Annotated in this window: 3 protein-coding genes; 2 read left to right on the forward strand and 1 reads right to left on the reverse strand. The window is 43.4% G+C overall.

Annotation, left to right across the window (positions count from 1 at the left end):
- Nucleotides 1-2,623, reverse strand: a 2,623-nt coding sequence (locus H1P_RS22700) for an NAD-glutamate dehydrogenase domain-containing protein (protein WP_144871629.1), incomplete at its 3' end; no start/stop codon positions are given.
- 278 nt (nt 2,624-2,901) lie between these two features.
- Between H1P_RS22700 and H1P_RS22705 the strand changes: the two genes are divergently transcribed.
- Complete coding sequence (locus H1P_RS22705; protein WP_144871631.1) at nt 2,902-3,420, forward strand: acyl carrier protein; 519 nt, start codon at nt 2,902-2,904, stop codon at nt 3,418-3,420.
- The gene (locus H1P_RS22710) at nt 3,417-13,946 is read left to right on the forward strand and encodes a non-ribosomal peptide synthetase (RefSeq protein ID WP_144871633.1); all 10,530 of its coding nucleotides are present in this window, start codon (nt 3,417-3,419) and stop codon (nt 13,944-13,946) included. The genes H1P_RS22705 and H1P_RS22710 overlap by 4 nt, the downstream gene beginning before the upstream one ends.
- The last annotated feature ends 295 nt before the right edge of the window (nt 13,947-14,241 follow it).

Here is a 14,241-nt window from a genome sequence, read left to right on the forward strand (position 1 = left end):
TGCCCTCTTGGAACCATGCCTCACGATCATCGCGGGAAGGAAGCTGTTTGGGCACAAACCCACCCTTGGCGCCGAACGGCACGATAACAGCGTTTTTCACCTGCTGTGCTTTGGCAAGGCCCAACACTTCGGTGCGGAAATCTTGCGGTCGATCCGACCAGCGCAAGCCACCGCGAGCGATCATGCCGCCGCGAAGATGAACCCCTTCCACACGCGGTGAGTAGACCGAAATCTCACGCAACGGACGCGGTTCTGGCAGGCCATCGACGTTCTTGGAGTCGATCTTGAACGCAAAAGTCGGCTTAGGTTTGCCGTCCGAGCCGGGCTGGAAGAAATTGGTCCGCAAGATCGACTGAATGAGGTTGAGGAACCGACGCAGGATCGTATCCTCATCCAAGCTCGACACATCCTCCAGCGCCATGCTGATGGCTGCTGCAATCTTTTCTGATTGCTGATCGCGCTCAGCTTCGGTTTTGCGTGGGTCGAGGCGGGCGTGAAAAAGGTCCACAAGCGATGTCGTGATCGGCTCATGCTTGATCAGCGTCTCCCAAACATAGTCTGGGCTGAAGGCGAGCAGTGCCTGGCGCAGATAGCGCGCCAGCGCACGCAGCATCGCCACGTCGCGCCACGCCAAATCGGCACTGGCAATCAGCGTGTTGAAGCCGTCATTCTCCGCCTGGCCATACCAAACCGCCAGGAAACCGGCTTTCAGCGGTTCAGCCAGCGTTTCCAGATCGATGGACTCGCCATTGGCACGTTCAAGCAGAATATCGTGTATCCACACCGCCTGCGCATCGCGGCGCTCCACGCGATACGTGCGCTCATTGATCGCCCGAAAACCCATCGCCTCGATGATCGGCATACGATCAGACAGCGCGATGGGTTGGCCAACATGATAGAGCTTAAGGTCGATGCGCTTGCCGTCGGTCTCATCGCGGCCACGGAAGGCCAGTTGCAGGCTTCGGCTCTCGCCCAAGCTCTCCATCATCACCGCATCATCCAGCGCGGCTTCGCCGGAAAACGCTTCGCGATACGCGCCCGTGAAAGCATCGCCGTAACGGCTTAGCAGCAATCCGCCGCGAACGCTGTCTTGGCTGGCGCGCACCGCTGAACGGAAGGCATCCGTCCAAGTGCGCACGATCTCCGAAACGCCCTCTTCAAGAAACTCCTGCGCAATATCCGGCGTATCGCCCTCGGAACGCCCGATGATGAAATGCACCCGTGCCAACGGCCCTTCGGGATAAGCCACATACCAAGCTGACACGCGCCCCTGATATTGCTCGGCAAGCCAATCACCGATTTTCATACGCGTGTCGGTCGAGTAGCGCTCACGTGGCACGAAAACGAGCGAAGAAACGAAGCGGTCGAACTTATCGATGCGCGACAGCACCCGCACACGTGGACGCTCGCCCAGCTGTAGGATTGCCGTTGAGAACCGGTGCAGCGTTTCCAGATCGAGCTGAAACAGCTCATCGCGCGGATAGCTTTCCAGAACGTTTGCCAGCGCACGGCCCGAATGGCTATCAGGATCGTAGCCGGAGCGCTCCATCACCTGGTCGGTCTTGCGGCGCAGATAAGGAATGTTGCGCGTGGAGCGGGTGTAAGCGGTGGCGGAGAAAAGCCCAACAATACGCAACTCGCCAAACAGCGTGCCATCGTCGGCGTAGGTTTTAAGGCCGATATAATCCATGTAGGTGCGCCGATGGACACGGCTGCGAATGTTGGCCTTAGTGACCAAAAGCGGCTCGGGTCGCCGCATGAAATCCAAAAGCTCCGGTGTGTGGGTGACGAAGGTCGCGCCCTTGCGCAGCACCATCAGATCTGGGTCGGACAGCAGGCCAAGACCTGGCACATCCACCCGATCAAGCGAACCACCTTCGCCATCGTCGACAAATTTGTAGTCGCGCATGCCCAAGAACGTGAAATTGTCGTCCAGCACCCAATCGATAAATTGGATGCCCTCGGCCAGCTCATCCACTGGCAGAGAGGGAGGATCGGACTTGTAACCCATCACCACCTGGTTCACGCGGTGCCGCATGGCCTTCCAATCGCGTACGGCCAAACGCACATCAGCCAGCACCGCATGAATGCCGGTTTCCAGCGCATCACGGTCTGAGACGCTGTCCATCTGCTCGACATGAAACAGGATCACGCTTTCACGCAGCGCGGTTTCATCGCCCATCGGGCGCTCATGGCCATGCACATGCGTGAGGTGACCGTTGGCGTCGCGATTAACCCACAAAACCGGGTGAAGCACCAACCGCAAGTCAACGCTGGCGCCCTGAAGTTCGCTCATCACCGAGTCGACCAAGAACGGCATGTTATCGTTGACGATTTCAACGGCGGAAACATCGCTCAGCACCCCATCGCCAGACACCGGCTTGGGGTTGAAAACGCGCACGAACGCCTGGCCAGAACGCCTGTCGGCCATCCGTTCAAACGTGTCACGCGCTATCGTTGCCAGCTCAGCGGCCGAGTAGGTGACAAGGTCTTCAGCCGCGCCTTCGCGGAACAGTGCGGCAGCGAACTTCGATAGCGCCTCTGCGTCATCGGCCTCCTCACTGAGAACCTTCACGGCCCCTTCGATCAGCTTGCGTTTTTGCACCTGCGCTGACTGGCCCATAGCAGCTTCCCCTCATTGTGCCGCGCGTTGCGTGTCTGCCCGCCGCGGGCAAAGGGAACGCCGCATATCTTTGTTGTGGCATCGCGTTGATTCTCTGCTGCGACGCCTTGGGCGAGACTATTGACGAAGCAAGGAACGCTGTCGAGCCAAGAGGGCGAAGACACCAACCTTGAAGCAAGCCGATCACGCAATTATTTACGCGCGCGAGGCGAAAACGGCACGTCCGCGTGCTAGCGTTGCGCATTACGTTCGGCAAGAAAGGTCAGACTGACACTGCCATGGGCCAAAAACTTCCCGACTTTCCAGCCAATCGGTGGGCCGATGCGATGGCGCCAACGCTGGATGACTTTGCCGCCATGGCGCGTGATGCATTGCGCGAACTGCCAGAGCCGTTCGCCGATCTAGAAGAAATAGAAGCAGCGTCAGAAAACGAGCTCCAGGACATTTTGCTCGCATACGTTCAATTAGAAATGTCTAAGTTACTAGGACTAAATTCATCCCAATTGCTAGAAGTTGACTTAAGTTTAGTGGAGATGGGTATGGATTCTCTTATGGCAATTGAACTCAAGAACCGATTACAAACTCACCTGGGAATTTCCTTTCCTATAACATTGGCATTTGAGTATCCAACTATTAGGAAGCTGTCTGAGTACCTTTATCAGGAGGTAATGAGAAGGGAGTCAATAGAAAACAATGACAGCAACTTGCCTAAATTTGATAAAAGAGAAATTGTAAAGGATCGGCAAAATTATCAAACTGATGTTGAAAAAACTGAGCGGAGAAGAGGTGCACTATGAATCATTTACCAGAGTTTTTGCAAGACATTTATAATCAAGGTTGGCAAATTTGGAGTGAAAATGGACAATTATGCTATGATGCGCCCGCAGACAATTCAACAGACTCAATATTAGCAACACTAAAGCAGCACAAAACAGAAATTTTACAGTTGCTTCCTGTCTACCAGGTTCAGGACATTGACGGACGACAGCCAGTACTCGTTCCCTTAACTGAAGCTCAAAAACAACTTTGGTTGTTAGACAAACTAGAAGGAAATAGCAAACAGGCTTATTGCATGTCTGAGGGCTTTAAATTAGAGGGAGAATTACATATTGATGTCATGGAGCAAACAATTCAAAAGATTGTGAGACGTCATGAAGCTCTACGAACAAGAATATGCTCCGCCGGAGATTTTCAGGAAATTTTGCCTGAGGTAAAAGTTCAGTTACCCTTGGTTGATTTCTCAAATTTATCAGCTAGCGAACGCGAGTTTCAAGTAGCAGAATGGCTGGAGCAAGAACTTATAGAATCTTTAAATCTTAATCAAGCCCCTCTGATGGAAGTTCATATTCTTAAGCTAGAAGAAAAACTCCATCACCTAATTTTAAAAATGCATCATATTATTTCTGATGGCATTTCATTCGAAGTAATTATGCAAGAGATGGCTGCTTTGTATTCCGCTCAGTGCCAAGGAAATATTTGTCAACTAGAGCCACCAATGCAATTCAGAGAATATATAGAGTTGCAAAATAAAAGAAGCCAGACAGAGGAAATGAAAGCTCACGAATCCTACTGGTTAGAGAAATTTTCTAGTTCTATTCCTATTCTTAATTTACCCACCGATCGACCTCGTTCATCCGTAATGAGCTATAGAGGTGGCACACAATCTCTTAAGTTAGATACCAAGCTTGGCGATAGGATAATAAGACTTGGTAGACAAAAAGGTTGTACTACGTTTATGACTTTTTTGGCTGCCTATAAAATTTTACTTCACAAGCTGACAGGCGATGAGGACATTGTAGTAGGTATTGCAACTGCTGGGCGTGATTTTCAGGAAAGTCGAAATTTAGTTGGGTATTGTACTCACTTGTTACCGATCAGGACGAGTTTATTTTCTATTAGTAGCTACGAATCTCTCACCTTCTCAAAATTTTTGAGCCAAATGAGGAAGAGATTATTAGAAGATTATGAACATCAGGAATATCCATTTTCCCAATTGCTTAAGAAACTAAATCTTAAAAGAGATTCAAGTAGACCTGTTTTGGTATCAACATTATTTAATATAGTCTTACGCAAGACGATAAATATGTCAGGTTTAGAAACGGCCTCTTTATCTATTCCTAAAAATTATGTTCCCTACGATCTCGAACTGTATATTGCTGAGGAGGAAGATAATTTATTTTTAAAATTAGATTATAATCTTGATTTATTCGATGATACTACTATAAAGCGTTGGCTAGGTCATTTCCAGAACTTACTATCTTCCGTTATAGAAAATCCCGAACAACCTATAGCTCAATTATCTTTACTTGGTAAAGCAGAACGCCATAAGTTATTGGTGGAATGGAATGATACAGAGAGTGACTATCCCCAAGATAAATGTATCCATCAATTGTTTGAGGAGCAGGTAGAGAAAACACCCGATGCTGTAGCAGTGGTGTTTGAAGAAGAGCAGTTAACTTATCAGCAATTGAATCAGAGAGCCAATCAGCTAGCACATCACCTACAAAGCTTGGGAGTGGAACCAGATGTGTTAGTAGGAATTTGCGTGGAGCGTTCCATTGAAATGGTGGTGGGATTGTTGGGCATCCTCAAAGCTGGTGGTGCTTATGTTCCTTTAGACTCAAATTATCCTGCTGAACGTCTGAGCTATATGCTGGCTGATTCTGATGTCGAATTGCTGTTGACTCAACACTCGCTGCTGGAGTCTTTGCCCGAACGCGCAGGGCAGAAGGTTTGTTTGGATACTGATTGGCAAAACATCGAGAAGCACCCCGATGCTAATCTCAATACAGAGGTAAGTTCGGTTCATCTAGCTTATGTCATCTACACCTCAGGTTCTACTGGTACACCTAAAGGTGTAATGATCTCTCATCAAAGTGTGGTCAACTTCTTGAGTTCCATGAGCGATTCTCCAGGATGTTCTCAGGAAGATATTTTCTTAGCAGTGACCACTATCGCCTTCGACATTGCAGCCCTTGAACTTTATCTACCATTAACAGTTGGAGCAAAGGTTATTGTCGCCTCCCGTGAAATGGCTCACTCATCGGAGAAGCTCCTGTCTGAGTTAGACTCCAGGAAAATAACAATTATGCAAGCTACACCAGCAACCTGGCAAATGCTCCTTAATGGTGGTTGGTCTTCTAATTATCCTCTGAAAGTATTGTGTGGTGGTGAAGCGTTATCTACTCGCCTAGCCGACCAAATCCTAGAAACTGGTAGCCAATTGTGGAATCTGTATGGTCCGACAGAAGCAACTATCTGGTCTACAATTTGCCAAGTGGGAGCAAATAAAACAGTAACAAGAACTAAAGATGCATTTTCTGCCATCGGTCGCCCTATAGCCAACACCCAAATCTACATCCTAGATAAACACCTCCAACCATTACCTATAGGGGTACTCGGAGAATTATACATCGGAGGTGATGGACTAGCCAGAGGATATCTCAATCGCCCTTCGCTAACATCGGAAAAATTTATTCAAAATTCCTTCACTAAAGAAAGAAAGCTATACAAAACAGGGGATTTAGCTCGATATTTGCCCGATGGTAACATTGAGTATCTTGGTCGCATCGATAATCAGGTGAAGATTCGAGGTTTCCGCATCGAACTGGGGGAAATTGAAGCCGTGTTGTCGGGTCATTCCCAAATCCAACAAGCTGTAGTCATTGTAGATGAGGATACTTCTTCTAACAAACGCTTGGTGGCTTACATAGTCACCAATTCATCATTGGCAACAAGTTACCTACGAGAATACCTCAAGTCAAAACTACCAGAATACATGTTGCCCAATGTCTTTGTCACCTTAGACATACTACCGTTAACACCCAATGGCAAAATAGACCGCAAAGCATTACCAGTACCTGATGGAGAAATTTCAAGAGAACAGAAATATGTAGCACCGCGCACTCCTTCGGAAGAAATTATTGCTAACATCTTCACTGATATTCTGGGAGTTAAAAATGTTGGCATTCACGATAACTTCTTTGAATTGGGGGGACATTCTCTGCTGGCAACCCAATTAATTTCTAGACTCAGAGTTGCCTTTGAAGTAGAAATTCCTTTACGGGAGTTATTTGAATATCCTAGCGTAGCTGCTTTAGAACAAACTATAGCTCAATTGCGAACTAGCAATTGTCAGCAAGCATCAGCCATAAATCTGCCTACGATAGTACCCGCTCCAGAAAAAAAATATCAACCCTTCCCCCTCACAGATATCCAACAAGCTTACTGGCTAGGTCGCAATCAAAACTTTGACCTCGGTAACATTGCCACCCACATTTATATGGAACTAGATTGCTCCCACTTAAATCTGCCGCAGTTAAAGCAAGCATGTCAAAAATTAATTGAATATCATGACATGCTCAGATCAGTGGTTTTAGCTTCAGGAGAACAACAAATTCTGGAGAAAGTACCTGCTTACGAAATAGAAGTTTTGGACCTACGCTCTCAATCACCGTCAATAATAGCGGAGCAACTAGGGGCAATTCGGCATCAAATGTCACACGAAGTATTACCAACAGACCAATGGCCTCTATTCAGAATTCGCGCCACCATATTGAATGAAGAACAAACCCGTCTCCACTTCAGCGTTGATGCTTTAATTGCTGATGCTTGGAGCTTAAGCTTGCTGGGACAACAGTTCCAACAACTATATGAAAATCCAGATATTTTGCTGCCGCCATTAGAAATCTCTTTCCGAGATTATGTGATCGCAGAATTATTACTCAAAGATACACCACAATATCAACTTTCACAGAAATATTGGTTCAACCGCAGTCTACCACCAGCACCAGAACTGCCTTTCGCAAAACACCCATCTTTGATCGCAAAACCTAAATTTAAGCGTCATAATGCTCGACTCAAACCCGAGCAATGGCAGCAATTAAAACAACGAGCTACAAAAGCAAATCTTACTCCTTCAGCAGCGTTGTTGACAGCTTTTGCAGATATCTTAAACTACTGGAGTAAAAGTTCCAACTTTACCATCAATCTTACCTTATTCAATCGTTTCCCCCTACATCCTCAAGTTAATCAATTGGTGGGAGACTTCACCTCACTAACATTGCTAGAAGTTGATAACAGCGTTGCCTCCTCATTTACCGTTCGCGCTCAAAAACTACAACAGCAATTGTGGCAAGATTTAGACCATAACTATGTCAGCGGAGTAGAAGTACAACGGGAATTAAGGCGTCAGAATGGTAATACTCAACCAATGGGTGTAGTTTTTACTAGCACCCTAGGACTCAATTCCTTGAGTGAAGATAGTTCATTGTCATTAGATAAATGGGGAGAGGTAGTTTACTCCATCAGCCAAACTCCACAAGTCTGGTTAGACCATCAAATATTTGAAGAGGATGGAGCATTAGTATTTAATTGGGATGTGATCGAAGAACTATTCCCAGCTGGTCTAATTGGAGACATGTTTGCCAGCTACTGCAATTGGTTACAACAACTAGGCAAAACAGATTCAGCCTGGAAAGACACTCATCCTCAACTACTACCCTCTTCGCAACTTGCTTCCATTGCTGCAGTTAACGATACTGATATTCCTATTGTCCATGAGACTTTACACAGTTTGTTCCGCCAGCAATTGAGGTTGTGTTCCCAATCCCCTGCAGTAATTACTGCGGACAAAACTCTGACCTATGAGCAATTAGACCAACTTGCTAATAATTTAGGACACCAGTTGCGTCAGAGAGGAGCAACTCCTAACACTTTAGTGGCTGTAATGATGGAGAAAGGTTGGGAGCAAATAGTTGCCGTATTGGGAATTTTAATGTCAGGAGCAGCCTATATTCCCATTTCACCAGAATTTCCCGCAGAAAGGCAACAGTACTTGCTTGAACAAGGAAAAGTGCAGTTAGTTATCACCCAACCACAACTGGCACAACACTTATGTTTCCCATCGGGTATTGAGTGTTTATCTGTTATGGAAGAAGAGTTAACAGCAACACCTTCAAATCCACTCAACATCTTACAAACTGCCGATGACTTAGCCTACGTAATTTATACTTCTGGCTCTACTGGTAAGCCTAAAGGTGTGATGATTGACCACAAAGGAGTGGTCAATACTATTTTGGATATTAACCAACGCTTTGGGGTGGGAGTTGATGACCGGGTTTTGGCACTCTCAGCACTAGAATTTGACTTATCTGTTTACGATATCTTTGGGATTTTGGCTGCTGGTGGAGCCATTGTCATGCCCGAACCACAGGAATGTAAAAGAAAAGACCCCGCCCATTGGTTAGGATTAATTAATGCTCATCAAATAACCATTTGGAATACAGTTCCTGCTTTAATGCAAATGCTAGTTGAGCACTTGTCAGTCAGAATAGATAAACAAGTGGGGGATTTGCGATTAGCTTTGCTCAGTGGTGATTGGTTACCAGTTAATCTACCAAAGATAGCTAAATCATTATATCCAAATATCGAAGTTATCAGTTTAGGAGGAGCTACCGAAGCATCTATTTGGTCTATTTTCTATCCTATTGACAAAGTCGAATCAGATTGGAAGAGTATTCCCTATGGGAAGCCTTTAGATAATCAACGCTTTTATGTTTTAAACCACTTGATGCAACCAACTCCAACTTGGGTAGCAGGAGGACTTTATATTGGTGGTATTGGATTAGCTTTAGGGTACTGGCAGGATTCCGAGAAAACCAAAAACAGTTTTATTACTCATCCAGTTACTCAAGAAAGATTGTATAAAACTGGCGATTTAGGAAGGTATTTGCCATCAGGTGATATTGAGTTTTTGGGAAGGGAAGATTTTCAGGTAAAAATCAATGGCTACCGCATTGAGTTGGAAGAAATTGAAGGGGCATTAAAACAAAATCCTGCTGTTAAAGAAGCAGTGGTAAATTCACATAATAATAAACTTGTGGCTTACGTTGTTCCCGAGCAAAGTTTAACTGGGAATAATTTAAGCAACTCATTAGAAGCTTCTCAACCCGAGCAGTTGTCAGGAGTGATACTCAATCCCATAGAACGTATGGAGTTCAAACTCAAGCAACTGGGATTACGAAAGTTTTCTTCACAAAAAGCAACCGTTGATTTACCATTATCTGAGATTGATGAAGTTAAAAGGCAAGCTTATTTAGAACGCCAAAGTTATCGCCAATTTCTGCCTGAACCCGTTCCTTTGGAAGATTTTAGCGAGTTTTTAAGCTGCTTATTGCAGATAAAAATGGATGATTTTCCTTTACCCAAATATCGTTATCCTTCTGCAGGAAATCTTTATCCCGTGCAGGCTTACTTGTGGATCCAAACCAATGGAGTTCAAGGTTTGGATCCAGGTATTTATTATTATCATCCTGGCGAACACCGTTTAATCTTAGTAAATACAACTGGGGAAATTGAGGGGGATATTTATGGTAACAATCAGCCAGTTGTTGAAGAATCGGCTTTTAGTATATTTTTAATTGGTAAAATAAGTTCAATTGCTCCGATGTATGGAGAAAAAGCAAAAGATTTCTGTCTATTGGAAGCAGGCCACATTGGTCAACTATTGATGCAAAGTGCACCAAAAAAAGAAATTGGGCTTTGTCCAATTGGTAGTTTGGAATTTAGTTCCATAGAATCAAAATTTGAGCTTGAGTCAAATCAGATTCTACTTTATAGCTTTGTGGGAGGAAAAATCTCTCCAGCTCAAACAAAATATGTATCGTCATCTCAACCTGAAGGGAGTTATAAATCGATTTCCGCTGAGATGCACAAGTATTTAAAACATAAACTACCAGAATACATGGTACCTTCTGAATGTGTGATTTTAGATACTTTACCATTAACACCCAACGGCAAAATAGACCGCAAAGCCCTTCCCATACCTGATAGAGAAATTCCACGAGAACAGAAATATGTAGCACCACGTACCCAAAGTGAAGAAATAATAGCTAATATTTTCGCTGATGTTCTCGGAGTAAAAAATACAGGAATCCACGACAACTTTTTTGAATTGGGAGGACATTCCCTGCTGGCAACCCAAGTCATTTCTCGACTTAGACAAAGCTTTTCTGTAGAAATTACCTTACGGGAGTTATTTGAATATCCTACCGTGGCGGGGTTAGAGCAAGTATTAACTCAACAAAAGTATGCTAGTGATCGCCTCTTAAACCTTCCCCCTATTCAACCAAGAAACCAAACCTCCCAAATACCCTTGTCTTACGCACAAGAACGACTATGGTTTCTAGAGCAACTTGAAGGACAAAGTGATCGCTACGTCATGCCTAAATGCATGCGCATTTGTGGGGACTTAGATATTAATGCTTTACATCATTCATTATCAGAAATAGTACGCCGCCACAAAGTGCTACGCACAAGCTTTAAATCAGAAGATGGTAGACCAATACAAATAATTAATCCAGAAGCTACCATAAACATGAATTTGGTTGATTTACAGCAACTAGAAGCAAGAGAACGTGAAATAGTATTATATCAACATATTCAACAAGAATACACTACACCATTTAACTTAGAAAAAGCACCGTTAATTAGGTGTAGTTTATTAAAGTTAGATGCCAAGGAACATGCACTATTAATAGCAATTCACCATATTGTCTATGATGGTTGGTCAGACAACATATTTAACCAAGAGCTATTAAGTTTATATCAAGCTTTTGCTCAAGGAGAACCATCTCCGTTAAGAGAATTACCTATTCAGTATGCAGATTTTACACTGTGGCAAAAACAATTCTTGAATACTTCGGTGTTGGAAAATCAACTCAATTACTGGAAACAACAATTAGATGCTGCACCGGATTTATTACAATTACCAATTGACCGCTCTCGTCCAGCCGTACAAACTTACAGGGGTGCAATTCAAGATTTTAGTTTAAATACCGATCTAACCCAAAAGTTGAAAACTCTGGCTAGAAAGACAGGTACTACCTTATTTATGATTCTGTACGCGGCATTGGCAACTCTACTATATCGTTACAGTGGTCAATCAGATATTTTAATTAGCACTCTCATAGCTAATCGTAACCACGGTAAAATTGAGGAATTAATTGGCTTTTTTCAGAATATTTTGATATTGAGAACTCTTTTTGAAGATAATCCCACCTTTGAAAACTTACTCATGCAAGTAAAAGAAACCACTCTTAAAGCCTACGAAAATCAAGATGTACCTTTTGAGCAAGTAGTAAAAGCATTACAACCACAACGCTCTTTGAGTTACCCTCCTCTGTTGCAGGTGATGTTAATTCTGGAAAATATGCCAATGGATAAACTGGAATTGCCTAGTACAACTTTGAGTCCCTTATACGGTGAACACAAGATTGCCGTTTTGGATTTGACATTATTTATTACCGAAATAGAGCAGAAATTAGAGTGTAAGTGGGAATACAATACCGATTTATTTGATGGCTCAACAATTGAACGGATGGCAACTCATTATCAAAATTTGTTGTCAGCAATTGTGGAAAATTATTCTATGAAGGTAAGTGAATTACCCTTATTGAGTGAAGCAGAACAATATCAGTTATCGGTGGAATGGAATGATACGAATAATTTATATTCTAGGGCTAAATGTATTCATCAATTGTTTGAGGAACAGGTAAAGAAAACATCAGATGCGATCGCAGTGGTGTTTGATACAGAGCAATTAACTTATCAGCAATTAAATCAACGAGCCAACCAACTAGCATATTATCTGCAAACCCTTGGAGTTAAACCAGAAACTTTGGTGGGTATTTGTGTGGAACGTTCTTTGGAAATGCTGGTGGGACTGTTAGGGATATTGAAAGCTGGTGGTGCTTATGTACCCCTTGACCCCAATTATCCCCAAGAAAGTCTGAGTTATATGTTAAAAGATTCTGGTGTCGGTGTGCTGTTGACGACTCAGGAATTAGCTGAATCTTTGTCAGAACATCAAGCACAGGTGGTTTGTTTGGATACAGATTGGGGGGTAATTGAGCAACAAAGCCAGCAAAATCTTGATATTGAAGTAGTCCCTAATAATTTTGCTTGTGTTATCTATACTTCTGATTCTATTGAGAAACCAAAGGGGGTGATGATCGCCCATCAGTCTTTAAGTTACTTCATACATGCAGCAATTTGTGAATATGAAATCACACAAAGCGATCGCGTGCTTCAATTTGCTCCAATCAACTCTGATGTTGCAGTAGAAGAAATTTACCCCTGTTTATCTACAGGGGCTACTTTGGTATTGCTCCCCAATGAAATGACCGTTGACTCGGGAAAATTTTTCCTAGCTTGTCAAAATTTGCAGTTAACAGTTTTAGATTTACCCACTGCTTATTGGCATCAATTAATGAATAATTCGATAAACGCAGATATAGCTGTACCAGAATCTTTACGATTATTAATTATTGGTGGTGAAAAAGTACAACCACAAGCAGTCAGAAACTGGCAGAAATATATTGCCAAATCAGGAAATAGCGATCGTTTAAAATTAATTAACACTTATGGTTCAACGGAAACTACAGTTCGAGCTACTTTATATCGGATTCCAGAAAATATCTTTGATATTAAAGGTGAGGTACCCATTGGTCGCCCGTTAGCTTATCAGAAAGCTTACATTCTCGATTCAAATTTGCAATTCGTACCTATTGGTGTGCCAGGAGAACTCTATATTAGAGGTGATGGTTTAGCTTCTGGGTACCTCAATCACCCAGAACTAACACAGGAAAAATTCATCCAAAATCCCTTCCCAGATTCCGAATCCCAAAGGCTGTACAAAACAGGTGACCTTGCCCGTTATGATTGTATAGGTAATATTGAATTCCTTGGTAGAATTGACAGTCAGGTAATAATTCGTAGCTTCTGCATTAAATTCGGAGAAATCGAAGCAGTCCTGTCCAGTCACCCCCAAATCCAAAAAGCTGTAGTTATTGCCACTGAAGATATTACTGATAACAAATATCTTGTTGCCTATTTAGTTACGAGAGATAAATCACTCAGTAACCATCAACTAAGTGAATTCCTCAAACAGAACCTACCAGAATACATGGTGCCTTCTGTCTTTGTTACCTTAGGCATCTTACCCTTAACATTCAACGGCAAATTAGATCGCTTTGCACTACCAGCACATGATGGAGATTTCATCCGAGAGGATAAATATGTAGCACCACGCACAACTTTAGAACTTCAGCTAACTCAAATCTGGTCAGAAGTTTTGAATATCACCTCTATAGGAGTAAAAGATAACTTCTTTGAACTGGGGGGTTATTCACTTCTAGCTGTCCATCTCATGTTTCGAATTCAACAACAATTCCAGAAAAATTTACCTTTAATCACTCTTTTCCAAAGCCCCACTATCGAACAGCTAGCACTTCTTCTTGGTTCCGATTCTGAATTGGAATAAAAACCATCCTATGAACCTATCCCACTAATCAATCTTTAGGGTTTTCTAGCAGTTCAAAGCTGGTTCTAACGGATTTTGTGGGTAGTATAAATACTCAGGATAATTAGACTTGAAGTACAAACGAAATCAAATTGAGATAAAGTCAATAAACACTCAATTGATTTTAAGTAGGGTTTGCTGAATAACTTGACAACCTTGAGCAAATAAAGGTTACAAGGATTTTGGGCGCAGCAAAAAGTTAAGTAAAAATGGCGAAAAACCCCTAAAATTGGTAAAAGACCCTTGCACTTATCTC

The organism is Hyella patelloides LEGE 07179, from assembly GCF_900659865.1.
Lineage (GTDB): Bacteria > Cyanobacteriota > Cyanobacteriia > Cyanobacteriales > Xenococcaceae > Hyella > Hyella patelloides.

Coding starts and splice junctions, on each gene's coding strand:
- H1P_RS22710 (WP_144871633.1), top strand. CDS start 3,417: ATGAATCATTTACCAGAGTTTTTGCAAGACATTTATAATCAAGGTTGG.
- H1P_RS22705 (WP_144871631.1), top strand. CDS start 2,902: ATGGGCCAAAAACTTCCCGACTTTCCAGCCAATCGGTGGGCCGATGCG.